This window comes from Streptomyces sp. LE64 (genome assembly GCF_052606915.1).
In genome coordinates, this window is sequence record NZ_CP199708.1 from 4,770,171 (window position 1) to 4,794,544 (window position 24,374).

18 protein-coding genes are annotated in these 24,374 nt (G+C 74.8%); 6 read left to right on the top strand and 12 right to left on the bottom strand.

Annotated elements, in window-relative coordinates:
* Positions 1 to 232 precede the first annotated feature (232 nt).
* The gene (locus tag ACSMX9_RS21590) at positions 233 to 2,104 is read right to left on the bottom strand and encodes an ABC transporter ATP-binding protein (RefSeq protein WP_445396163.1); all 1,872 of its coding nucleotides are present in this window, start codon (positions 2,102 to 2,104) and stop codon (positions 233 to 235) included.
* Positions 2,101 to 3,960, bottom strand: coding sequence for an ABC transporter ATP-binding protein (locus ACSMX9_RS21595; RefSeq protein WP_445396165.1), 1,860 nt, complete (start codon positions 3,958 to 3,960; stop codon positions 2,101 to 2,103). The genes ACSMX9_RS21590 and ACSMX9_RS21595 overlap by 4 nt, the downstream gene beginning before the upstream one ends.
* A gap of 832 nt (positions 3,961 to 4,792) precedes the next feature.
* Between ACSMX9_RS21595 and ACSMX9_RS21600 the strand changes: the two genes are divergently transcribed.
* From ACSMX9_RS21600 to ACSMX9_RS21620, 5 genes are all read left to right on the top strand, one after another.
* A complete protein-coding gene (locus ACSMX9_RS21600) occupies positions 4,793 to 6,019 on the top strand; it encodes an Ig-like domain-containing protein (protein WP_445396167.1) in 1,227 nt (408 codons plus the stop codon).
* Positions 6,020 to 6,225: 206 nt separating this feature from the next.
* Positions 6,226 to 6,996, top strand: a complete 771-nt coding sequence (locus tag ACSMX9_RS21605; RefSeq protein ID WP_445396169.1) for an enoyl-CoA hydratase/isomerase family protein — start codon at positions 6,226 to 6,228, stop codon at positions 6,994 to 6,996.
* 330 nt (positions 6,997 to 7,326) lie between these two features.
* Entirely contained in the window at positions 7,327 to 7,830 is a 504-nt protein-coding gene (locus ACSMX9_RS21610) for an ATP-binding protein (protein ID WP_445396171.1), read from the top strand.
* Positions 7,831 to 8,299: 469 nt separating this feature from the next.
* Positions 8,300 to 8,512 carry an EF-hand domain-containing protein gene (locus ACSMX9_RS21615; RefSeq protein ID WP_351239961.1) on the top strand — a complete coding sequence of 71 codons (213 nt, stop codon included), beginning with the start codon at positions 8,300 to 8,302 and terminating at the stop codon, positions 8,510 to 8,512.
* Between the two features lie 114 nt (positions 8,513 to 8,626).
* Complete coding sequence (locus ACSMX9_RS21620; protein WP_445396172.1) at positions 8,627 to 9,367, top strand: NADPH-dependent F420 reductase; 741 nt, start codon at positions 8,627 to 8,629, stop codon at positions 9,365 to 9,367.
* Between the two features lie 67 nt (positions 9,368 to 9,434).
* On the opposite strand, the gene ACSMX9_RS21625 is transcribed toward ACSMX9_RS21620, so the two are convergent.
* The 5 genes from ACSMX9_RS21625 to ACSMX9_RS21645 all read right to left on the bottom strand — a co-directional run bounded on the left by ACSMX9_RS21625 (position 9,435) and on the right by ACSMX9_RS21645 (position 17,581).
* On the bottom strand, positions 9,435 to 9,989 hold the full coding sequence (locus ACSMX9_RS21625; RefSeq protein ID WP_445396174.1) for a GH25 family lysozyme: 555 nt from the start codon (positions 9,987 to 9,989) through the stop codon (positions 9,435 to 9,437).
* 201 nt (positions 9,990 to 10,190) lie between these two features.
* Positions 10,191 to 11,333, bottom strand: coding sequence for an Acg family FMN-binding oxidoreductase (locus ACSMX9_RS21630; protein ID WP_445396176.1), 1,143 nt, complete (start codon positions 11,331 to 11,333; stop codon positions 10,191 to 10,193).
* 239 nt (positions 11,334 to 11,572) lie between these two features.
* Entirely contained in the window at positions 11,573 to 12,763 is a 1,191-nt protein-coding gene (locus ACSMX9_RS21635) for a TerD family protein (protein WP_445396178.1), read from the bottom strand.
* A 57-nt stretch (positions 12,764 to 12,820) separates the two neighbouring features.
* Positions 12,821 to 16,540, bottom strand: coding sequence for a CHAT domain-containing protein (locus tag ACSMX9_RS21640; RefSeq protein ID WP_445396180.1), 3,720 nt, complete (start codon positions 16,538 to 16,540; stop codon positions 12,821 to 12,823).
* Positions 16,541 to 16,594: 54 nt separating this feature from the next.
* On the bottom strand, positions 16,595 to 17,581 hold the full coding sequence (locus tag ACSMX9_RS21645; protein WP_445396182.1) for a hypothetical protein: 987 nt from the start codon (positions 17,579 to 17,581) through the stop codon (positions 16,595 to 16,597).
* 278 nt (positions 17,582 to 17,859) lie between these two features.
* On the opposite strand from ACSMX9_RS21645, the gene ACSMX9_RS21650 reads away from it, so the two are divergent.
* A complete protein-coding gene (locus ACSMX9_RS21650; RefSeq protein WP_445396184.1) occupies positions 17,860 to 19,686 on the top strand; it encodes a caspase family protein in 1,827 nt (608 codons plus the stop codon).
* An 18-nt stretch (positions 19,687 to 19,704) separates the two neighbouring features.
* On the opposite strand, the gene ACSMX9_RS21655 is transcribed toward ACSMX9_RS21650, so the two are convergent.
* The 5 genes from ACSMX9_RS21655 to ACSMX9_RS21675 all read right to left on the bottom strand — a co-directional run bounded on the left by ACSMX9_RS21655 (position 19,705) and on the right by ACSMX9_RS21675 (position 24,358).
* Positions 19,705 to 20,367 carry an RES family NAD+ phosphorylase gene (locus ACSMX9_RS21655; protein WP_445396186.1) on the bottom strand — a complete coding sequence of 221 codons (663 nt, stop codon included), beginning with the start codon at positions 20,365 to 20,367 and terminating at the stop codon, positions 19,705 to 19,707.
* A gap of 1 nt (position 20,368) precedes the next feature.
* On the bottom strand, positions 20,369 to 21,028 hold the full coding sequence (locus tag ACSMX9_RS21660) for a hypothetical protein (protein WP_445396188.1): 660 nt from the start codon (positions 21,026 to 21,028) through the stop codon (positions 20,369 to 20,371).
* Positions 21,025 to 22,182, bottom strand: coding sequence for a hypothetical protein (locus tag ACSMX9_RS21665; protein WP_445396190.1), 1,158 nt, complete (start codon positions 22,180 to 22,182; stop codon positions 21,025 to 21,027). The genes ACSMX9_RS21660 and ACSMX9_RS21665 overlap by 4 nt, the downstream gene beginning before the upstream one ends.
* A 291-nt stretch (positions 22,183 to 22,473) precedes the next feature.
* Positions 22,474 to 23,358: a 2-hydroxy-3-oxopropionate reductase gene (locus ACSMX9_RS21670; protein ID WP_445396192.1), complete on the bottom strand. Its 885-nt coding sequence runs from the start codon at positions 23,356 to 23,358 to the stop codon at positions 22,474 to 22,476.
* A 178-nt stretch (positions 23,359 to 23,536) separates the two neighbouring features.
* Positions 23,537 to 24,358: a PAS domain-containing protein gene (locus ACSMX9_RS21675; protein WP_445396194.1), complete on the bottom strand. Its 822-nt coding sequence runs from the start codon at positions 24,356 to 24,358 to the stop codon at positions 23,537 to 23,539.
* Positions 24,359 to 24,374: the final 16 nt, after the last annotated feature.

Below are 24,374 nucleotides of genomic sequence, written 5' to 3' on the forward strand. Positions count from 1 at the left end.
TGGCGGGAATCGTTCCGTTGCGCGGAGCGGTGTGTCCGGTGAGCGGAGAGGGAGGCCATCGTTCCCGGTAACGGCCGTGCCGGGTGGGGGCCCCGGGGCGCCGGTCGGGTGGTGGTGGACCCCGCTCCCGAGTCGGGGGCGGCCCGCCGGGCCTGGCCGAAATCCGTTGGCCGGCGGGCATGGGAAAGGGGCGGGCCCCCGTTGGTCCGCCCCTCCCGTGCAGTGCGCCGACTCAGCCCACCAGGCTCTCCCGCCAGGCCCGGTGCAGTCCCGCGAACGAGCCGCTGCCACCGATCAGCTCGGCGGGCGAACCGTCCTCGATCACCGTGCCCCGTTCCATCACCAGGACCCGGTCGGCCACCTCCACCGTCGACAGCCGGTGGGCGATCACCACGGCGGTGCGGCCGCGCAGCACGGTGTCCATCGCCCGCTGCACCGCCCGCTCGCCGGGGACGTCCAGGGAACTCGTGGCCTCGTCCAGGATCAGCACCCCGGGGTCGGCGAGCAGGGCCCGGGCGAAGGCCACCAACTGGCGCTGGCCCGCGGAGATCCGGCTGCCGCGCTTGCGCACGTCCGTGTCGTAGCCGTCCGGCAGTGCGGTGATGAAGTCGTGCGCGCCGATCTCCTTCGCGGCCCGCTCGATCTCCTCCCGGGTGGCGTCGGGACGCCCGATGGCGATGTTCTCGGCCACCGTCCCGGAGAACAGGAACGCCTCCTGGGTGACCATCACCACTCCCCGCCGCAGCTCCGGGAAGGAGAGGTGCCGCAGGTCCACGCCGTCCAGCAGGACCCGGCCCTCGGTCGGGTCGTAGAACCGGGCCAACAGCTTGGCCAGGGTGGACTTGCCGGCACCGGTCGTGCCGACCACGGCCACCGTCTGACCCGCCGGCACGCGCAGGTCGAAGCGGGGCAGCACCTCCCCGCCGGTGCGGTACGCGAAGCGCACCCCCTCGAAGACGACCTCGCGGCCGGGCAGGTCGCTCCCGCGGGCGGGCAGCTCGCGGGGCTCGGTCGGCTCCGGCACCGTGGGCCGCTGGTGGAGCAGTCCCGCGATCTTGCGCAGCGAGGCGGCGGCCGACTCGTAGGAGTTGAGGAACATCCCCAGTCGGTCGATCGGGTCGTACAGCCGCCGGATGTAGAGCACCGCGGCGGCCAGGACGCCCAGTTCCAGGGTGTCGCCGGCGACCCGGTAGGCACCCCACAGCACCATGCCGGCCACCGCGGTGTTCGCGATCAGCCGGGAGGCCACCACGTACCGGGCCATCTCCAGCAGCGAGTCGCCGTTGGCCCGCTCGTGACGTCCGTTGAGCTCCGCGAACCGCTCGTCGTTGGCCTTCTCGCGCCGGAAGGCCCGCACCGGGCGGATGCCGTTGAGCGTCTCGCCGAACTTCACGATCACCCCGGCGATCGCCGTGGACCGCTCGTCGAACACCAGGGCCGCCCGCCGCCGGTACACCCGCACCGCGAGGTACAGCGGCAGGAAGGACAGCACGGCCACCGAACCCATCGCCAGGTCCAGCCAGAGCAGCATCACCGTGATGTAGGTCGAGGCGACCACCACCCCGACGAGCTCCATCAACCCCTCTTCCAGGAGCTCCCGCAGGGACTCCACGTCCGAGGTCGACCGGGAGATCAGCCGGCCCGAGGTGTAGCGGTCGTGGAAGTCGACGCTCAGGTCCTGGCCCTGGCGGAAGATCCGGCCGCGCAGGTCCACCAGCACGGCCTGGTTGACCTTGGCGGAGAACTGGATGAACCCGTACTCCATGACCGCGCCGAGCGCCGCCGCCAACAGGTAGGCGACCGCGACGGCGAGCAGCGGCCCGTGGTCGCTGTCCCGGAAGGCGGGCACCGCACGGTCGATCGCGTACGCCACCAGCAGCGGTCCGGCCTGCACCGCCGCCTGTTGGAGCAGCAGGCACAGCAGCGCCAGGGCCGCGGGGCGGCCGTGCGGGGAGAGCAGGGAGCGCAGCAGGGACCCGGTGGCGCCCCGGGGGGCCGGCAGGTCGTCCCGGTCGAACGGGTCGCCCGGGGCGTCCGGCCCGCCGGGGAGGTCCTCGGCCCGCGCACCGTCCGCGGGCCGGAGCTGTTCGCTGATCGTGGTCATCGGGTGGCGTCTCCCTCGGGCCCCTGCGGGCGGTCGTCGCCGGACATCAGGTGGCGGTACTCAGCGCTCTCGCGCAACAGTTCGTGGTGGGTGCCCACGGCGGCGATGCGTCCCCCGGACAGCAGCGCCACCCGGTCCGCGAGCAGCACGGTGGACGGGCGGTGGGCGACGACCAGGGCCGTGGTCTGGGCGAGGACCTCGCGCAGCGCCGCTTCCACGGCGGCCTCGGTGTGCACGTCCAGGGCGGACAGCGGGTCGTCGAGCACCAGGAACCGGGGGTCGCCGACCACCGCGCGGGCCAGGGCCAGCCGCTGGCGCTGACCGCCGGAGAGGCTGAGACCCTGCTCGCCGACCTCGGTGTCCGCACCGTCGGGCAGGTGGTGCACGAAGCCGGCCTGGGCGATGTCGAGGGCGCGGTCCAGGGCCGGATCGGGGCGGTCCGCCCCTCCGGCCGCCCCGCCCGCGCCCATGCGGACGTTCTCCGCGACGGAGGTGGAGAACAGCGTCGGCTCCTCGAAGGCCACCGACACCAGGCCGCGCAGTTCCGAACGGTCCATGGCGGTGACGTCCCGGCCGTCCAGGGTGATCCGCCCGCCGCTGACCTCGTGGAGCCGCGGCACCAGCGCGGTCAGTGCGGTCTTGCCGCTGCCGGTGGCGCCGACCAGGGCCATCGTCTCGCCGCGGCGGACGTGCAGGTCCACCCCGTCCAGGACGGGACGGGAACCGGGGGGCGCGTCGGGGAAGCGGAAGGTGACGTCCTCGAACCGCAGTCCGTCCTCGCCGTCCGCGGGCCGTGCGGCCTCGGCCGTGTCGGTGGCGCCGGGCTCCTCCTCGGGGGCGTCCATCGCCTCGAAGAACCGCCGGGTGGCCGAGGCGGCCTCCTGGCTCATGGCGATCAGGTAGCCCAGGGACTCCACGGGCCAGCGCAGTGCGAGCGCCGTCGACAGGAAGGCGACCAGGGTGCCCGCGGACAGCGCCCCGTCCGCGACCTGGACGGTGCCGATCACCAGGGCCGAGCCCAGCGCCAGTTCGGGGAAGAAGGTCAGGGCGGTCAGCAGGGTGGCCAGCAGCCGGGCCTTCAGCAGTTCCGTGCCGCGCAGCTTCTCGCTCAGTTCGCGGAAGATCCGCGCCTGGCTCCGGTGCCGACCGAAGCCCTTGATGACCCGGATGCCGAGGACGCTCTCCTCGACCACCGTCGCCAGGTCCCCCACCTGGTCCTGGGCGCGTCGGGTCGCCGCCGAGTAGCGGCCCTCGAAGCGGTAGCAGATGTAGATCATGGGGAGGACGGGCAGCAGCAGCACCAGGCCGAGGGTCCACTCCTGGGCGAGCAGCACCGCGAAGCCGGCGACGATGGTGACGCCGTTGACCACCAGGAACGTCAGCGGGAAGGCGAGGAACATCCGGATGACGGCCAGGTCGGTGGTGCCCCGGGACAGCAGCTGACCGGTGGCCCAGTGGTCGTGGAAGGCCACCGGCACCCGCTGGAGGTGGCGGTACAGGTCGGCCCGCATCGCGGCCTCGACCCGGGCCAGCGGCCGGGCCACCAGCCAGCGGCGGAAGCCGAAGAGCACCGCCTCCACCACGCCGAGGGCCAGCAGGAGGGCGGCGCCGATCCAGACGCCGCGCTGGTCCCGCTCCGTGATGGGCCCGTCCACCAGCCACTTGAGGACGAAAGGGAAGACCAGGGACAGACAGGACGCGACGATCGCCACGACCGCGGCGGAGAACCAGCGTCCGCGCACTGGGCGGACGTAGGGCCACAGCCGCATGAGGGTGGGTACGGCACGGGGGGCGCCGACCGGTGTCGGCGCAGGCGTTTCCACCGGCGCCAAGGCCGGTGCTTCTATGGTGGGCATCGAAACCGACCCTACGTGTCGGATTCCTCCCGGCCCAGTGAGTTGTGGCTCACCCCGCCTCCCCGCCGGACCCCGGTCCGCCCTGGGCGTTTCCGCGCCGTGACGCGGCCGGGGCCGTCGAGTACGGGTCCCCTCGCGGTGGTACGACCCGGTTCGAACGGTTGCCCGGGGCGGTGGCCCGGGCGTCCGCTTGTCCGTGAGGGGAGGGCGGGAAACCGGCGGCGAGCGCTGTTTCGGGGGTTCCGGCGGCCCCGGGCGCGGCTTCCGGATGACCGGTTCCGCGGGGGCCGGTCATCCGACTCCGCACCGACTTCCGGGGGTGCCGGGCGTCCGTTCCGATGGGCGGGGGTGATCCTTCGAACGGCCCGGTCCGTTCCCGACCGTCACCGCATGGCGAGGGGCCGTTCGACGGCGTCGGGATGCCGGGGGATTCCGTCAGTTGCAGTAGGGCGGAGTACTGCCCGGGCATCAGCCGGACATGCGCATGCGTCCGGCGTTCCTGGAGAGCCGTGACCAGCTCCGGTGCTCCGCTTCGGGAGCAACCCCGCTCCGGCCTGCGGAAGTGTCCGTCAGATCCGCCTCATCACCGCCGCCGAGCCTCTGCTGGGCCTCTGGTTCATGCCCCGGTAGTACGACGTTCACACTTTCCGGGGATTCGCTGTCGCCCGTGACCGCAGGGCGTCCAGAGCCCGTGGAGCCCGTGCGCAGGGCCCGCTGGACGTGTCCGGACGGGGTGCCGGGCCGCGGCCCGGACCGTCCGGGTACCGCCGTCCGGCCCACCGCGCGGTTCGCACGCACGTTTCCCTCGGCCGGCCCGGTCGTTGGGCGGGACGTGATCCGACGACACGCCCTCCCCGGCCGGCGACGCGGCTCAACCCCCCGCGCACGGACGACGCCCGCCGTCCTTGCCGCCCTCTCCCTGCTCACCGGCGCGGTCGCCTGCGGGCCCGAAGGGCTCGCCGGCAGGCCCCGCGCACCCCGGGACGCGGTCCGGGTGGAGCCCGCCGACGCCCGCCGGGAGGTGGCGGTCGACGCCCCGCTGTCGGTGCGGGTGCCCGGCGGCCGGCTGGAGTCGGTGCGGGTGGTCAGGACCCGGGGCGCCGCCGAGGCGCCGGTGGCGGGACGGATCTCCGCGGACGGAATGAGCTGGCGCCCCGTCGAACGCGGCCTCGCCCCGGCCGCGGAGTACCGGGTCGACGCGGTCGCCCTCGACGGCCACGGGCGCCGGATCGCCCGCCGCACCACCTTCCGCACCCGGGTGCCCGACGAACGGTTCCTCGCCTACTCCGCCCCCGAGCACCGGGCCACCGTGGGCACCGGGATGATCGTCTCCCTGGAGTTCAACCGGAAGGTCACCGACCGGGCGGCGGTGGAACGCGCGGTCGAGGTCACCACCGTCCCCCGGGTGGAGGTGGTCGGCCACTGGTTCGGCGGCGAGCGGCTGGACCTGAGGCCCGAGCGGTACTGGAAGCCCGGCACCGAGGTCACCGTGCGGCTGCGGCTGCGGGACGTCCGGGCCGCGCCCGGGGTGCACGGACTCCAGGACCGCACGTTCGCCTTCACCGTGGGCAGGGAGCAGACCAGCGTCGTCGACGCCGTCGCCCACACCATGGAGGTCCGGCGCGACGGGGAGCGGCTCGCCACCCTCCCGATCACCGCGGGCACCGACGAGTCCCCCACCTACAACGGGAAGATGGTGGTCACCGAGATGTTCGAGACCACCCGGATGGACGGCCGCTCGGTCGGCTTCGACGGCGAGTACGACATCCCGGACGTGCCGCACGCCATCCGGTTGACCTCCTCCGGCACCTTCCTGCACGGCAACTACTGGGCGGGCGACGCCTTCGGCGAGCGCAACGTGAGCCACGGGTGCGTGGGCCTGCGGGACGTGAAGGGCGGCAGCTCCCTCGCCCCGGCGGGTTGGTTCTTCGACCGCACCCTCATCGGCGACGTGGTGGAGGTGCGCCGCAGCGACGACCGGACGGTGGCCGCGGACAACGGCCTCGGCGGCTGGAACCTCGACTGGAAGGACTGGCGCGCCGGCTCCGCGCTGGGCTGATTCCGGAAGCTGTGCGCCCCCGTGTGACTGCGGCCACGGGCCTTCGGCACCCCGGTCGGCGAACCGGAACCCGGGACGAGCGGACCCGGCCCGACCGGCCTCGACGGCTGCAACCCGCCCTGGTCCCGGTGGTGATCCAGGGCCTTCGCGGACGGCGGACGACCGCACCCGGGACCCCGGGGTGAACGGTCGCTAACCTGCTGCCCATGACTACTGTGCATCTCGAAGTCGCCGACGGCGTCGGCACCCTCCGCCTCGACCGGCCCCCGATGAACGCCCTCGACATCGCGACCCAGGACCGGCTCAAGGAGTTGGCCGAGGAGGCCGCCCGCCGGGACGACGTGCGGGCGGTCGTCCTCTACGGCGGCGAGAAGGCGTTCGCCGCCGGCGCCGACATCAAGGAAATGCGGGCCATGGACCACACGGCGATGATCCACCGGTCCGGTGCGCTCCAGGAGTCGTTCACCGCCGTCGCACGGATCCCCAAGCCGGTGGTGGCCGCCGTCACCGGCTACGCCCTCGGCGGCGGGTGCGAACTCGCCCTCTGCGCGGACTTCCGGATCGCGGGGGAGAACGCGAAGCTCGGCCAACCGGAGATCCTGCTCGGACTGATCCCGGGGGCGGGCGGCACCCAGCGACTCGCCCGGTTGGTGGGTCCGTCGAAGGCGAAGGACCTCATCTTCACCGGTCGACAGGTGCGCGCCGACGAGGCGTTGGCGCTCGGGCTGGTGGACCGGGTGGTGCCCGCGGAGGAGGTGTACGCGCAGGCGCACGCCTGGGCCGCCCGGCTGGCCCGCGGCCCGGCGCTCGCGCTGCGCGCGGCCAAGGAGTGCGTGGACGCCGGTCTGGAGACGGACCTCACGACCGGACTCGCCCTCGAACGCACCTGGTTCGCGGGGCTGTTCGCCACGGAGGACCGGACGCGGGGCATGGAGAGCTTCGTCGCGGACGGGCCCGGCAAGGCGGTGTTCCGCTGAGCGTTCGGCAACCGTTCCCCTGACTTTCCGGTCGTGTTCCGCTCGCGTTCGCCCGCGCATCCCCTCGTACGGGCGAAAACCGGATACCGGGTGCCGTCGCCGTACTCCGATGGTGCGCTGGGTGACGCGGGAAGGGTGCCCCGGGCGGTTGGAGCTGACCGTCCGGGGCGCACGCCGGGGCGTTCGGGGTCGCCGCAGGTCAGACGATCGGCCGGAACGGGGAACCGGGATTGGCCCATACCAAAGAGTCCTTCCGGAAGCGACGGTTCCGACCGGTCGATTCCCGGGGAACGGCCCCGGACCCGCCGTCGGGCGGCCATGATGGGGCACATGGCGGGGCTGGAGGGCATCGAACAGCCGGGACGGCACGGGGGGGCGACCACGGCACGGTGGTCACCCGCGGTTCCCGACGAAGAGGCTTTGCGCGCACTGGAGTTGTGGGGAAACCCGGCCGAGTGCGAAGTCTGGTTCACCTCCCGCCCGCGGTCCGCCGCGCGCGCCCGACGGGTGGCCCAGATGGTGGTGCTCCACCAGTGGGGGCTCTCGGAGAACTTAACCGAGGACACCGTGCTGTTGGTGTCCGAACTGGTCGGCAACGCGGTGCGTCACACGGGTGCCCGGAACTTCGGTCTGCGCATGGCGCGGCGGCGCGGCTGGCTCCGGGTGGAAGTGCGGGACCCCTCGCGGGCGTTGCCCTGTCGGATGCCGGTGGGGGAGTGGGACGTGTCCGGGCGCGGGCTCTTCCTGGTGGACAAGTTGGCCGACCGCTGGGGCGTGGACCTGCTGGCCCGGGGGAAGACGACCTGGTTCGAGATGCGGGTGGCGGATCGCTGACGCCCCGTCCGTCGGGATGCACGAAGGCCCCCGACGTGGCCGTGGTGCGGCGCTGCGGGGGCCGTGCGGTGCGTCGGAGGTCCTGGGGGGTGTGGTCCCCGACGGGTGGAGCGACCGCGGCCCGGGTCAAGGGGGGTCGTGGCTCCGACTATGGCAGACCGGATCGAGGAACCCAAAACGGCAATTCATGTCAAGCGCATGCATTTCCTGACAAAACGGATATGAATCATTGGTGAGATGGGCCACGTGCCTGGTAAATGCTGGATTGCCGGGAGTTGAACGAGGTAATCGCGAGGGCTGGCAGGGGGTGGCGAATGATCGTCCGTGGCGTCGGGAAGGGGGCGCGGGACCTCGTGGTCGAGGGGTGCGGCCGGTGCGGGGCCGGGGGCGAGGGGCGTGGTGGTCGGGGGATCGGGGCGGGCCGTTAATCTGGCCTGGTCAAGCAGGACGAAACGAATGGGGTGGACCGGTGGCGGACATCGAGGCAGCGCGCAAGGCGTTCGAGCGGTTCGACGCGGACGGCGACGGCTTCATCACGGCGGCCGAGTACAAGACCGCGATGGCCCAGCTGGGCGACTGGAACGTCACGGAGTCCGTGGCCGAGGCGGTCATCGGCGCACGGGACACCAACAGGGACAAGCTGCTCTCCTTCGACGAGTTCTGGGCCCACCTCAGCAAGTAGGCCCCCTCGCCGATCCCGGGGTCGCCGCGCGGCGACCCCGGGATCGGTCGTCCTGCGGGGCGTGCGGAGCGGCCCGGTGCACGGAAGGGCGCGGAAGGGTTCCGTCGGACGGGAATGCCGCGACGGGAAGCGGAGGTTGCCTCCGGTGCACTGCTCATTCCGTACGAGGGGGCTTCCATGAGGATCGGCATCATCGGCACCGGGAACATCGGCGGCAATCTCGCCCGCCGGCTGACCGCGGCGGGACACACCGTCAGCATCGCCAACTCCCGTGGCCCGCACACCCTGGAGGAGTTGGCCGAGGAGACCGGGGCGGTGCCGACCACGGTGTCGGAGGCCGCCCGCGGCGCGGAGGTGGTCGTGGTGACCGTCCCGCTGAAGGCCGTACCGGAGCTGCCGGCCGACCTGTTCGCGCAGACGGCCGCGGGCGCGGTCGTCATCGAGACCCACAACTACTATCCGCGCGAACGGGACGGCCTGATCGCCGAGATCGAGGACGGGCTGCCGGAGAGCCGTTGGGTGGAGCGTCACTTGGGCCGTCCCGTCGTCAAGGCGTTCAACGGCACCTACGCCGAGGACATCACCGCCCGCGCGCGGCCCGCGGGGGACCCCGACCGGATGGCGGTCCCGGTGGCCGGTGACGACGAGGCCGCCAAGCGCGTGGTGCGGTACCTGATCGACGAGATCGGCTTCGACACGGTGGACGCCGGCGGGCTGGACGAGTCCTGGCGTCAGCAGCCCGACACCCCGGTCTACGGGCTCCGCGCCGGGGTCGAGGCGGTGACCCGGGCGCTGGCGGAGGCGTCCCCGGAGCGCTCCGAGGCGTTCCGGGCGCCGCGCGGGCAGGAGGAGTAGCCCCGTGGCCCCGCCGGTTCCCCGACGTACGGGGAGCCGGCGGGGCGGTGGTCGTCCGGCGGTGCCCTCAGGCGGTGTTGGCCCAACAGCGCAGTTCGGCTTCGGAGGTGAAGTCTCCGAGGTTCTTGTCCAGGGGGTCGTCCGTGTACTGGTGGAACGTCCACTTCGCCTTGATGCGCGGCTTGCCGGCGGTGGTGTAGTCGGCGATCCAGAGCCCGTCCCCGGCGTACGACGTGGTGTCGTAGTTGAGCCAGAAGTCCCGGTTGCAGTAGAGCAGCACCCGGTGGGTGGGCCGCAGCCGCTTGACCTCCTTGATGAAGGCGTCCTTCTCGGCGTTGCTGGCCCGGGTGTTGTCGCTGGTCCACTCCCAGTCGGCGGCCAGCAGGTCCGTCTCCCGGGAGGCGCACTCCTCCACGAAGTACGCGGCCTGCGCCTTGATGTTCCCCGGCCACAGGAAGTGGTAGAAGCCCACCACGCACCCCGCGTCCCTGGCCTGCCTGGCCTGCACGGCCTGGCGGGGGTTCACGTACGACCGGCCCTCGGTCGCCTTCACGATGACGAAGGACAGCCCGCCGGTGTCGAACGACGACTGATAGGAACTCACATCGATGCCACGGATCATGTTCGTCCTCCCCGGACCGGGGTCGTTCGGACCGGTCCGGTCTTCAGCGTGCCCGTCCCGTGCGCCGGGCGCGGACGGTCCCGTGGCAGGCCACCCGAAACGGTGAATTCGCCCGAACGAGCCACATTTTCCCCGGATGTGGTAACCCACTCCCGAGCCGGGCGGTCGGGCCGGAACGCCCGCTGCCCGGCCCGATCGGGCTCAGGCCGGATCCGCCGCCGGGCGTCCGGGGGCGCCGCTGAACGTCAACACATCGCCCACCGGGCGTCGGGGCGCGGCCGGACCCGGCTCGCCGTAGCCGAACCGGATGACCATCTGGACGTGGCTCATCGCGGACAGGGGGTCCCGGACCGCCCAGCGCAGTTCGTCCCACTCCAGGGCCTCGGAGGCGAGCGAGGTGACCAGACCGTCCAGGGTGGCCTCCAGGAGCACCCGCTCCAGTGCCTGGCCGGCGTGCAGCCAGTCGATGGGGGAGTCGCCGTGGGTGCCGAGCAGCGCCAGCCGCGGGGTCCGCTCGAACTCGGCGGCCTCCCCGGGGTGCTGGGCCTCCTGCGGCGTCCCGCGGCCGGCCGCGAAGTCCCGGACCGGGGCGTAGCCGGTGCGCGCCCGGGGACCGAAGGCGGCGGTCGGGATGCCGTCGACCGCCCGGTCGTCCCCGGTCCAGGAGGCCAACTCGGCGCGCAACGCCGCATCGGACAAGGTGCGTTGCTCGGCCTCCCGGCCGAGTTCCAGCACCGTGTCGCGGTGGAAGTCGTCGGGGAACGCCAACCGGGCCCCCTCGACCAGCGCGGCCCGGCGCAGGGTTCCGAGCAACTGCTCGTCGATGGGTTCGTCGCTGAAGGGCGTCCGGGTGGTGCGCCGGCGCCGGAGCGCGGGATGCAGATCGGCCAACTCGTCGTAGGCGTCGGCGGTGCCGTCGTAGGGCTGGCCGGAGCGGCGGTAGGTCGCCGTGGTCTTGTGGTAGGGCTGCCGGGTGGCCTCGTACAGGGCCCGTCCGCCGTCCAGCGTGACCTCGGCGAGGGCGTAGGGGTCGCGGCGGTCCGGGAGGAGCCGGGTGACCGGCTTCCAGCCCGCGTGCGCCGCCGCCACCCGCAGGTTGAACAGGGCGGCACCGCAGCCCAGGTAGGTGGCCCGGCCCTCGGGGTCGGAGAGGGCGAGGCGGCGATCGGGGTCGGCCCGGAGCTGGAAGACCCCGCGGGACCGGTCGAAGCGGAACAGCCAGGGTTGGGCGTTGTGCATCGAGGGTGCGGTGATCGCGTCCGCGACCAGGGCCTCCACCGCTTCTCGGGTGGCGGTGGGGGGTGCCGTGAGCGTGTCCGTGTGTGGGGCGGCAGGAGTGTTCACCGTGACCGCGGCCTCCTCGGGGATTACCCGGTTCTGCGGGTTGTGGGGCGTGGGGAACTACGTCGGGCCCCGGGACGTCGAGCGACCGGACCCGCTCCTTCCAGGTTCCTCCCGACCGGCTCGGAGCGCGAGAGGCGAAGGTCCCGGCTCTTTTTCAACCCCCATGAAGGGTAAAAAACGGTAAAGATTCCCTGAGGGTACGAAAACGATCGAACGTGAGCGGTACAGGCTGCTCGGGGTCACCCTTCGACGGGAAGGGTCTTGAACTCGACCGGACCGGTCCCCATCCGGAACGTGCGGTGGGAGTACAGGGTCGGCCGCGCCTCGACGTGCCGCCCGCTGTACTGCTCCACGTGCTCGATCCGCACCCCCTCCGGCACGGTGAAGTCGATCAGGGCGACGGCCACCCAGTAGGCGTGCGCCCGGGTGCTGAACAGCGGAGCCGTGACCGTGGAGCCGGTCGGGTCGGTGACGGTCACGCGTGCCCCGTAGGAGCGGAACGAGCCCACTCCGTTCTCGACCGCGCTGTAGGCGCAGAGCAGGACGTAGCCCTGGAGGTCCGGCCGGGTGATGGTGACGGTCTCCCGGCCCGGTTCCCGTGCGTCGCCGTCCAGGGCGATGAACGGGGGCTCGGTGAGCGAACCGGGCATCCGGTAGTACACGGCCAGATCGGACGCCCGCGCCCGCTGGCCCCGCCCGGTGACCTGGTGCCGCGGCACGGAGAGGGCGTACAGGTCGAGGTCCGCGCCGGCGCTGCGCCGCCGCGCGCTCCCGCCGTCCCACTCCAGGGCGGCGGTGACCGTCCCCCCGGGGTCGTCCCCGCGCAACGGGAGGGTGCCCGAGCCGGACTTGGCGAGGACCACGTGGCGGGGCGGCTCCCCCGCCGGCCCGGCGGGGGAGGCCACCGGGCGCGCCGGGGGGCCGGCGGGACCCGGGTCGTCGACGACCACGCCGAAGTCGGTGGCCAGCCCGGCCAGCCCGGTGGCCCACCCCTGCCCCACCGCACGCACCTTCCACGCCCCCGCCCGCCGGTAGACCTCCACCAACAGGGCCGCCGTCTCCCCGCCGGTCAGCGGCGGCGGCTCGAAGACGAGGCGCGCCCCACCGCACTCGACCTCCGCCCGCGGCATCGCCCCGGCGCAGAAGGAGGCCGCACCGCCCGCCTCCCGGTCGAGCGCGGCGACCAGGGCGATGCGTTCGACGTCCGCCGGGACCTCGGAGAGGTCCGCGGTGATCGTCCGGCCCGTCAACTCCACCCCGCTCTGCGCCGGATGGTGGAAGAAGACGAGGTCCTCGTCGCTGCGCACCCGGCCGTCGAACCCGAGCAGCACGGCGCACACGTCGATCGGCACCCCTTCCGCGACGAGGTGGACCCGGCACAGGGGGGACGGCAGGGGGGCGTTGGCGCCCTTGGTGAGCGTGGTGTTCAAGGTGACCTCTCGTGTCGTGACGAGGACGGCACCGGTTCGACGGCCCGCCCCCGTTGGTCAGCGGCCGGTGGCGAGGAAGCCCGCCCAGGCGCTCAGGTCGTCGGGGACGATGCGCGGTACCAGTCGGGCCAACTCCGGTGGCGCGTGCGGGGGCAGCACCCGGGTCGGGGCGAGCATCCACCGCTGCGCCGACCGCAGCGCCTCGGCCGGTTCCCGCCCCTCCGCACGCAGGTAGTGGTGGGTCATGAACATCAGCAGGGAGGTGGCCGCGTCCGGCACCCGCCACAGGGAGCCGACCACCGACCGGGCGCCGGTCGTGAGGAACGCCGTGGCCAGGGTGTACGCCTCGTTGCTGCCGCGCCCCGACACATGGCTGCGGCAGGCGGCCAGCAGTACCAGGGCGGGGCCGGCGTCCAGGGCGCCGTCCGCCGCCTCCGTCAGGTCCTCGGCCGACAGGGTGCCCCCGTCGAGCAGCAGGGCGGCGCTGTGCCGCACGCCCTCGACCACCGTCGCATGGCAGGCCAGGTGCAGGGTGCCGCCCCGACCGGCGCCTGACCGGAGCCAGTCGAGCACCTCCGCGGGGGTTCCCCGGCCGGTGCCGGGGCCCCCGGCCCGCCCGAGGAAGACGGCCCGCGGGTAGTAGGCCGCGCGCACCAGGGCCGCCTCCCGGCCCGCGTACGGCAGGTCCCCGGTCGGATCGCCGACCACCAGGGCCGCATCGGCGGGCGGGCCCGCCGGGCGCCCCGCGACCTCGCACAGCAGACGGGCCGAGGCGCTGTAGGTGAACTGGGCCCCTTCCAGGGCGTACCGGCGCCCGCCTCCGGAGCCCGGGCGCCAGGCGGCGTGCCACGGCACGTGCGACAGGTCGCCCATCGGCGTCAGCACCAGCCGGGGCTCCCGCCCCGCCGGCACCTCCCGCCCCAGTGCCGCGAGCACCGGGGCGACGGCCGCGTCCCAGGCCCAGGCGCACACCCGGTCCAACCGCTGGGCCAGCGGGCGGCGCCGGCCCCCGGGCCCGGCGCCCAGGTCGCGCGGCGCGGCCGAGCCGGGCCGTCCGCCGGCGTCGAGCCCGTCGAGTGCCGCCACCGGGTCGAAGCCGCCGAGTCCCCGCCCCGCCGACCCCGGTGCGGCACGGGCGGGGGCCCCGCCCCGGCCCGTCAGGTACTGGCGCAGGGGCTCCGCCGCCTCGTGCAGGCCGGGCAGCGGCGCCACGACGATCCGGCCGTCCGGCAGCACCGCGACCGCGGCCCCGGTCGCCGAAGCGGCGGACGGCCCCCTGGGCGCGGCGAGGAGGTACACCAGGGCATCGCGCCCGAGGTCCCCGAGCGCCGCGGCGATCCGCGGCACCCCGGGCGGGGAGAGCAGCCGGTCCGCTCCGTCGCCGTCCAGGGCGGACAGCGCCTCCAGCACCTCCCGGCGCAGGGCGCTGGGCGGCGTGCCGGCGGCCAGCGCCCGCGACCAGCGGGCGGCCAGGGCCCCGTGCCCGGCCGCGGAGAGCCGTCCCGGCACGGTCCGGGCGGTCGTCGCCGCGTGCAGCACCAGGCCGCGGCAGGCGTCCAGGGCGGCCACCGCCTCGGCCGGAACCCCGTCGGCCAGGCACCAGCGCGCCACGGTCAGCGCGCTGCCGGTCGCCTCGGCGGCCTCGACCGCCGCCTCGGCGGTGCCGGACTGCAACAGCACCGCGTACGCCGTGGACCGCAGCGCCCCGGCGGCGATCCGCCGGCTCTCCGCGCGGTCGGCGGCGTCCCCGCGCAGGCGCAGGGCCGCGGCGAGCAGGAACCCGACCTTCGCCCGCAGGGGGTGCTCCGGCCCGTGGGTCTCCCGGTGGGTCCCGGTCAACAGCTCGATCGCTCCGTCGAGCCGTCCGCGCCGGTGCCGGGGACGGCCCAGCACCGCCTCCGCGCAGCCCAGGAAGCCCAACAGGGCACCCGTCAGCAGCCAGTTCTGGTCACCGGGTGCCGACGCCCGCCGGGCGGCGCGCAGCAGCACCCCGGCCCCGCGCAGTGCCGTGCGGTCACCCGGCGGACGCCCGGCGCTGGTCAGCCAGGAGGTGCCGACCGCGGCGAGCAGCGGGGCGCGGAGCAGGGGCGGCGTCCCCTCGGTCGTGCGGACCAACTCGGCGGCGGTAGCGGGGTCCATCGGGGCGGACGCGGCCGACGGGCTTGCGGTGAGCAGCGCCACCGAGGCGTCCAGGGCGGTCCGTACCGGGTGGTCGGCAGCGAGGCCGAGGTCCTCCCAGCGCACCGCGGCGATCGCCGCGGTGCGCGCCTCGGGGGACGCGCCCGGGGCCAGCGGGCGCAACAGCGACAGGGCGCTGCGCAGCAGTGCGGGGTCCGGCAGTCCCTCGCGGTCGGCGGGGGGCGCCGCCTCCGCGTGGTCCGCCCACTCGGCCAGGGCGCGCAGCCCGGCGGCGACCTCGTCCTGTCCGCCGTTGAGGCAGCCGTTCAACAGGGTGAGGACCGTCTGTAGACCGGCCAGGGCCCGGGCGCCCGCCGGCTGTGTGCCCTCCGGGTACAGGCCCCGGCGCGCGGCGTCCGCGGCCCGGGCCGCCGCGTCCTGGAGCGGGCCGGTGCGCATCGCCCCGTAGTGGGCCAGGGCGACGCTCCTCGCCAGCTCCGCGGTCGGGCGGTCCGCGCCGTCCGTCCGGTCGCACGCCGCCAGCAGGGCGTCCAACCGTTCCCCGGCCAACGCCGTCCGGTCGGGGTCGAGGTCGGGCGAGTACCGCAGCAGGAACATCGCGTGCGCCAGGTGGTGCGGGTCCCGGTCGGCGCCCTCCTGCCAGCGCCGGTAGGACGCGGTCACCTCCGGGACGGGTCCCAGCAGCAGGTCCACGCTGCGGGGCCAGTGCCGCGGTTCGGCCGAGACGGTGGTGCCCCGGGTGGCCGTCGCGCGGAAGCCGGCCGCCGCGGCATCGGTGGTGTCCCCGCCGCCGGCGAGCAGCCGGGCCCGTGCGACGGACCGCAGCAGGTGCGCGGAGAGCACCGGGTCCGGGGCCGTGGTGAGGTCGAGCACGCCGGCCGCGCACCGGGCGGCGGCCAGGAGTTCGGTCGGCTGGTGGGGCGCGCGGTCCAGCAACCCCGCCGCCAGCTTCAGCCGGGCGAGGTGGACGGGGGAGGGGTCGACGCCCCGGTCGCGGAGCGCCCCCTCCAACCGGCGGACGGTCCGCTCCTGTTCCCCGGCGTCGCCGCCGGGCGCCGGGTGGTCCACGAGGAAGCAGACCAGCGTCACCAGGTCCCGGGGGTCCGCCGCCGCGAGGTTCTCCGGGGCGGCGACGAACGCCCGGAGCCGTCCGAGCTCCGCCTCGTCGGCCGGTCGGGCCCCCTCGCGGCACCGGCGCAGGACGGTCGCCCGCGTCCGCAGCCGTACGGAGTGACGGGCCCACTCCTCGTCCCCGGGCGGCGCCGATGCCTCCTCGACCTCGGCCAGCAGCACGTCGACGCGGTCCGGGACGGCCTCCGGGCCCGGCTCCTCGCTCAGCAGCAGCTCCGCCAGGGTGAGGAGCCCGTCCGGCCGCAGGGGGAGGGCGGGGCCGCCCGGGGCGAGAGCGCGCTCCAGCGCGGCACGCGCCAACGCCCGGTCGTAGTCCGCTTGTTCGGGGTCCTCCTCGGCGGCCAGCCGCTCCCGGCAGAGCAGCCCCAACTCCAGCCAGTGCGCCCGGGCCGTCGCCTCCTCTACGGACCGCTGCGCCCGGGTCAGCAGCAGGTCGCGCTCCCACCGCGAGGCGTCGTGGGCGGCCCGCGGGGGCGGCGGCAGCGGGGGCGGGCCGTGCTCGGTCACGAGGGTGTCCCTGGGAGAGTGCCGGTCGGGGTGGATCGCGGACGCCGCGGGCCGTCAGGCCCGGAGCACCACGCCGTGCCGGTCGGTCAGCCGGTGCACCTCCCACCAGGCCACGGCGGTGACCGAGAGGGGCCCGCCGAGCAGGAACAGCAGGGCGAGCGGCAGCGGGCCGGGCGGGAGTCCGGACAGCGCGGCGCCGATCGGGACGAACTCCCACACCAGCAGGGTGGTCAACAGGGCGGGCAGCGCCTGGTGGACGCCACCGGTGCCGAACCCGCTGCGCACGACCACCACGGAGGCGAAGAACGCGAAGGCCAGGGACCACAGCAGCGCGGCCACGCCGGTCAGCCCGACCAGGAAGCCCAGCAGGGCGTTGTCCCCGGTCGCCTCAGCGAGGGCGGAGAACCCGAACACGAGCAGCGGCACCGCGGAGAGGGCGCCGACGTACTGGGCGAAGGTGACCAGCGGGGTGCGCAGTTGGCTCCGCATGCGGGCGTACTCGCCCTCCGAGGCCCATCTCATCAACAGGTACACCAGGAGCGGCGCGGTGACCACCAGCAGCCAGGGCGCGACCAGCAGCCGCGCGGCACCGCCCGCCACCACCTCCTCGTAGTCCTGCTGGGAGCCGTAGGAGAACAGGAAGAGGGAGGAGGCGAGCACGGCGAGCACCGCCCGAAGCCGCTTCACCCGCGCCAGCGGGACGTCGTCGACCGGCCGGTGGGCGTGGGTGAACACGGCGTGCGCCCGGTTCCGCGCCGAGCTGACCAGGGCGTACGAGGTGAGCATCGGGATGCCCAGCGGGACCAGCAGCACGAACGCACTGACACAGCCGGGGACGCGCTGGAACAACTCCCGCACCGAACGCCACTCGCGGTACGGGGGCGCGGGCTCCGGCACGGCGCCGGGCCCCCACCCCTCGCCGGGGACCGGGGCCGGCCCGCCCCAGCCGGGGGGCGGCGGACCCGCCGTCCCGCCGCCCTGGAACGGGCCGGCACCGGGCGGGCCGTAGGGGTTGCCGGACGGTGGGTTCGTACTGGTCATCGTGGCCTCCCAGCGCACCGCCCCGCGACGGGGCGGGCGATGCGGTCGGTACGGGCCGCCCCGGGCGTCCGGGCAGGGGCGCACGGTGGTGCAGGGGGCGGGGCGGTGCGCGACGGAGCACGGCACGGTCTATGGCGCGTTCCGTGCGGTGCGGTGCGACTGCCGCCCCCCAGTGAACCCCAACACGGCGACGGAATAAGCCATTTCTTCGTACCTAACCGGAGGGTGACCCGGATTCGCCCTGCATGTGCCCAAGGCCCGCTGTCAGGCTCGTTCCCATGCAGAAGGTCAACTGCCTCTTCGTGGGGATCGACGCCTACGCCATCCAGCCACTGCGCGGCTGCCGCAACGACATCGCCGCGGCGGAGCGCTGGGTGCGCTCCCTCCCCGACACCCGGGTCGACGTCCGGGTGTTGGCCGATTCCGAGGCCCGGTTGGACGCGGTCGTCGAGGCGATCGACACGCACCTCGGGGCCAGCGGCCCCGGGGACACCGCCCTCCTGTGGTTCAGCGGCCACGGCTCGCGCCGGGCGTGCACGGACGGGCGGGAGGCCACCGGCATGGCCCAGGCCCTGGTCTGCCACGACAGCCAGGGCACGGACGCGGCGGCGCTGACCGACGACGTCCTCGGTGACCTCCTCGACGGGATCGCCGCGACCGGGGCGCACGTGGTCGCCGTCCTCGACTGCTGCTACTCGGGGGGCGCCACCCGGGAGGAGGACCAGGGGGTCCGCAGCGTCCCCTGGCAGCCCTCCTGGGACCGCCGGGCCGAGCGCGGTGCCGGCGCGTCCACGGCGGGGCCCGCCGCCGGTCCCCGCCGCCACGTGCTGCTGGCGGCCAGCCGGCTCGACGAACCCGCCTACGAGACCGGGACCGACCCCGTGCACGGCGTCTTCAGCAGGGCGCTGCTGGACGCCCTCGCCGACCTGGGGCCGGGAGCCTCCTGCCGGGAGGTGCTCGACCTCGCCGCGGTCCGGGCGGACGACGGCACCGGACGGCAGCACCCCACCCTGCACGGGGTGGGCGACCAGGGGTTCCTGAACGGCCGCAGCACGCCCGTCTCCCGGTTCCGCCTGCGCCGCGAACACGGCTGCTGGACGGTCAACTGCGGTGCGGTGCACGGACTGCGCGCCGCCGGCGGCGAGTTCACCGCACGGCTGGCGTCCGGCCGGACGGGCACCGCCGTGGTGCGGGAGGTGTTCGCCGAACGGTCGACGGTCGAGCCCCTGGGCGACCTCGCCGAAGCCCTGGACCCCCGCGGCACCACCCCGGTGGTGCCCTCCGCGCTGGCCTTCCCGCCGGCCGCGGTCACCGTCACCGGCGACCGCGCGTGGGCCGACCCGCTCGCCGCCGCCGTGGCGGCCCACCCCCTGCTCGCCACCAGCGGCGGCGGCACCCCGCTCGGGGTCGAGCTCCACCGGGGCACCGCACGCATCCACGACGAGGTCCGCACGCTGCCCCCGCAGCCGCTCCGGGACGCCGACGACCTGGCCGAGGTCATCGCCTCGCTGGCCCACCTGGCCCAGTGGCACCGGGTGCGCGACCTCACCAACCCCGACCCCTCGCTGTCGGGACTGGTCCACCTCACCGTCGAACCGCTCCGGGGCGGCCGGCGCGAGAGCGTGCTGGGCGAGTCGATCCACGAGTACACGGCCGACGGGCGTCCCCCGCAGGTCCGCATCACCCTGCACAACCGGTCCGACCGCACGCTGTGGTGCACCCTGCTCGACCTGACCGACAGCCACGGCATCGCGCACGAACTGTACGAGGGCGACTTCATCCGCCCCCAGGGCACGGCGCAGGCACTGCGGGGCGACCCGGTCTGGCTCTACCTGCCCGAGAACCGTCCGGTGCGACCCGGCGCCCAGGTCCGGGACTGGCTCAAACTCATCGTGGCGGAGAACGAGTTCGCCCTGGAGCCCCTGCTGCTGCCCCCGCTCGCGCCCGGTGGCGCCCGCGGCAACCGCCCGGCCCCCGAGCCCCTGCTGCGCGTCGCCGCCCGCGACGCCGGGCGCGACGCCGGTCGGCCCGTCACCGATCCGGGCGACTGGGGCACCGCCGACCTCGCCCTGCGCACCGTGGTGCCCGAGCCGCTCGGGTGGTGAGCCGGCCCCAGCGCCGGGTCAGGCCGGGGCGGGGGCCACCCGGGCCCCGTAGCCCAGGAGGACCTGGTTCAGCCACCGCTCGCCCCGCGGCGACGCGAAATCGATCGGCGGCGTCGGGGCCGGCTCCAACACCCCCTTCGGACAGCGGTCCTCGAACAGCACGGCCACCCGGTCGGCGGGCTCCCGCTTCGAGGGCCACACGAAGCCCTGCGCCCAGGGCGCGGCCCGCTCGCGTATCCAACGCGCCCAGTCCCGGGTCTGCGGGTACTCCGGGTGCTCCGCGTGGATCAGCCACGAGTCCTGCCCCACCGCGGCGAGGTCGCCGCCCGACATCAGCGACACCACCTCGACGTCCGTGGACAACCGCAGGACGGAGAGGCTGCGCCGGGCCACCGCGACCCGCGGCACCAGACGGAGCCCGCCGTCGGGCGCGAAGGGCAGCGACCTCAGCAGCACCTCGCTCACCGCGGAGCCCACGCCGAAACCGGCGTACAGGAACCCGAAGGGCGCGCGGGGCGTGCCGTCGAACCGGCCGCCCCCGTACAGCTCCTGCGCCGGGACCGGGTTGAACGCCGAGGCGGACCGGTGGGAGGCGTGCACCCGGTACACCAGGGTGCCGGCGGGCAGGGTCGCCCGGTGCGGAACGCCCGGCGGGGCGGCGGGCGGCGGCTGGTTGGGCACCTCAGTCCTCCTCCGCCCCGCCCGCGGCGGCGGCCGCCGCCCACAGCGCGGCCTCCCGACCGGTTCCCAACAGCGCCGCGGGCGGTTCCCCCCACCACGGGTGCTCCGAGAGCCACCAGTCGGCGGAGCCCCACGGGTCCTCGGCCGCCCCCAGGAGCCCGTTCACCCGGACCACGAGCTCCCGGGGCACGCCCCCGGCGGTGAACTGGAACGCCGGGTAGCGACGCCGTCCGCGGGCGTCCGACAGGGCGATCAGCAGCCCGTGGGCCGGGTCCGCTCCGCCCGCGGCCACCTGCTGGGCGGACAGCGAGGGGGCGCTCAACAGCCGTTCGCGGACCGGCCCGAGGAGCGGTCCCACCATCGGGTTGCCGTCGACGACCAGCATGCACAGGTCCAGGGCGTCGAAGCCGGCGGCCACCGCGTCCGGCGGCCCGGAGAGCCGGGAGGGGTCCGGGTCCGGACGCAGCCGGGCCGCCTCCTCCTCGGGCAGGGCGGCCAGCACCAACCGGACGGCCCGCTCGGCCAACTCCTCCCGTGCGGCGCCCTCGGTCCGCAAGCCGGCCAGGAGCACGCCGAGTTCCCGCCGCACCGACGGGGGGAGCCGGTGCGCCAGCAGCTGCCAGCGGGCGGCGAACGAGCCCAGCAGTTCCCAGGAGCTCACGGTGCCGCCTCCCGCACCACCCGGTCGCAGCCGGAGACGCCCCGCCCCTCGGCGTCCGCCACCAGCCGACCGCCCAGCACCTGCAACACCGTCGCCGCGACCGCCGGCCGACGCATCACGAGGTGCACCTCGCGGCCCGTCGCGGCGGCGCGGGCCAGGGTCGGCCACAGGGCGCTCGCGCTCTCCCGCGCCGGCAGCCCGCCCCGCCCGGCCCCCAGCAGGCTGAAGCAGAGCGAGCGCAGCGACGGTTCGAACGAAGGGGCTTCGCGGTCCATCAGGTCGAGGGCAGCGGCGGCGGCGGCGACCACGTCCCGCGGCAGGACGTCGTAGTCGTTGGAACCGGTGCGGGGGATGGCCACCGCCGCGTGGTAGATCCGACGCACGCCCTGTCGGCCCAGGGCACCCGGCTCGGTGGGGACGACCGTCCCCGGATCGACCGGGTGGGTCAGGCCGTGCCGCCGCCGCCAGGCGGTCAGGCCCTCCTGGACCGCGTCCCGCAGCACGGTGCCCGCCGGGTCCCGCACGGCGGCGGCGCGCCGCAGGGCGGCCGACACCGAGCCCTTGTACACGGCGGGCAGCTCCAGATGGGTGTTGGTCGGGGCCACCAACACGTCCACCCCGCGGACCAGTTCCACCGGATGGACGTGCAGCAGCACCCGCGCCCGGTGCCCGCCTCCGCGCAGCTCGACCCACTGGTGCTGGAGGTCCGGCGCCGGCAGCGCGGCGGCCCGCTCGTCGCCGCGGCTCCGGCCGTCCGCCCCGTGTCCGGCGAGCCAACACACCCGCTCCGCCACCTGGCCGAGGACCACCAACTCCTGGAACTTGCGGAACCGTTCGGTGCTCACCCCGTAGACCCGGGCGGCCAGCCGCCGCCGATCGGCGGCCGGCCGGCCCCGCAGGGCCGGCCGGATGCCCAGCGAACACTCGGCGGCCTCCCGCAGATCGCCCTCGCCGAGCAGTTCCACGGCGGTCCGCAGCACTCCCTCGACGGCCAACGGCCAGGCCACCGGGTCGCGTTCCGAGGCGCCGACCGCGGCGCGGCGCAGCATCGGGACCTCCAGTTCGCGCAACCGGGTCAGCCCCTCGCGGCGCACCGTTCTGATTTCGGCCAGCATTGACGCCGGGTCGAGGGACTCCTCGATCGCCCATCGCATGTCCCCATCGTGGCACGGCGGTTGGGGGAACGCGACGGGCTTGCGGTTCCCGACCGAGCCGCCCCGCCCCCGCGGCGCCGGCCGGAGGGCGGTGCCGCGGGCGGCACGGATGCCCGGGAGCGGCGGGGGCGACACCCGGGGCGGACACCGGTTCACCGGTGGCCCTGAGGTCGCTTTCACGCCAGGACGATCCTCGTGCGTCCGTGCGTGCGTTAGGGAAGGGAGCTCTGCACCTAGGGCGGTGAGTGCCCTCGGGGCGGCCGCGCGCTGCCGTCCTCCCGGGCGGCGCCCTCAGGGACGGTGGTGACCGCTGAGGAGTTCGACCCCGCGCAGCAGCGCGGAGTGGTCGAGGGCCGCGTCTCCGCGCGCCACGGCGGACGCCAGGAGCTGCGCGGTGACCCCTCCGAGGGGGAGGGCCGCGCCGAGGGCGCGGGCCGTGTCGAGGACGATGCCCATGTCCTTGTGGTGCAGCCCCAGGGCGAAGCTGGGCGTGTAGTCGCGGTGCAGGAAGTTGTCCTTCTTGCGGGTGAGGACGTTGGACCCGGCGAGACCGCCGCTCAACACGTCGAGCGCGGCTTCGAGGTCCACCCCCGACTTCTCCAGGAACACCACGGCCTCCGCGCACGCCTGCATGGTGACCGCGAGGACGAGTTGGTTGGCGGCCTTCACCGTCTGGCCGAGACCGTGGGCGCCACAGTGCGTGACGGTCCTGCCGAGGGCTTCGAAGACCGGCTTGGCCTCCTCGAAGTCGTCGGCCTCCCCGCCGACCATGATCGACAGGGTGCCTGCGACGGCCCCGGCCTCGCCACCCGCGACCGGAGCGTCCAGAACGCGGACCCGCCGTTCGGCCGCGGTGCCGGCCAGCCTGATCGAACTCCGCGGAGCGATGGTGGACATGTCGATCAGCAGGGCCCCGGGCCGGGCGTTGGCCAGTATCCCCTCGGGGCCGTAGGCGACCTCCTCGACCTCGGGGGCGTCCGGGAGCATGGTGATCACCACATCGGCCCCGCGGACCGCCTCGCCCACCGTCGCGGCGGTCCGGCCGCCCGCCGCGAGCAGGGGCCCAGCCTTGCCGGCGCTGCGGTTCCAGCCGCGCACGGTGTGGCCGGACGCGCAGAGGTTGACGGCCATGGGGCTGCCCATGGTGCCGAGGCCGAGGAAGCCGATCGTCTTCACGGCGGAGCTCCTTCGCGGGTGGTGACGGAGGGGGAGCACGGACGGGCCCGGCGAGGCGTGCTCGCCGGGCCCGGCGTGGTGGTCGCCCCGCCCCGCCCCGGGGGAGCGGGGCGGGGCGGGCAGGACCGACGGCACCGGTGGCCGCCGGTCCGGAACGCGACCCGTGGCGCTTCGCGCCTCAGAAGTTGAGGTCCAGCGCCTTGACCTTGTCCCGCTTGCGGTCCGGGTGGCTGTCGGGGAACACGAAGCAGCGGGTGTTCCGGAGCTTGTTGTCCTCGACCTTGGCCGTGGAGAAGATCACCACCGGCACGCGGGCCCCCTTGTTGAGGAAGTCGGCGCGGAAGTCGATGATCGGCGCGTCCTCGCCCCAGCGGCCCAGGAAGTCCTCGACCACGTCCTGGTCGGCGTAGATGCGGCGGATGTGGTGCCCGACGTAGGAGTCCGGCTGCTCGCTCGCCCCGACGATGGCGATGTCCTTCCAGTTCGCGTGGGCGACCGTGCCGTCCTCCTCGATCAGGTGGATGGCGACCGGGCAGTGGTCGTAGTACGCCCGGATCAGCTCGACCGCCTCCTCACCGACCGGCAGGTAGGACTCCTTGGGCTGGTCCACCTGCCGGATCCACGCCTGCGCGGTCGAGGAACCCTCCCCCGCCGTGGGCGAGGGCGTCGGGTGCGTGGTGATCGGCCGCAGGGCCCAGAAGCCGTGGGTGGCGCCGTTGACCTCGCCGAAACCGAGGTTGGCGTACCCGGCAGCGAAGTCGGGGTGCGCGAAGGCGACCTCGCGGTTCTCCACCGGCGCCCCGGCCGTCAGGAGCGCGTCGTGGTCGTCGACGCCCAGGACGCCGGCGAGCGGGGTGCCGACCGCGGCACCGTTCCCCAGGAGTTCCGTGGCGGCCTTGTTGGCCAGCACCACGGCGCCCGAGGCGTCAGTGACCAGCATGCCGGGAGAGGCCCAGTTGAAGAGGTCGAGGAGCTGTACGGAAGAAGGGTAGCTGGACATGGTCTGCCTGCCTTTC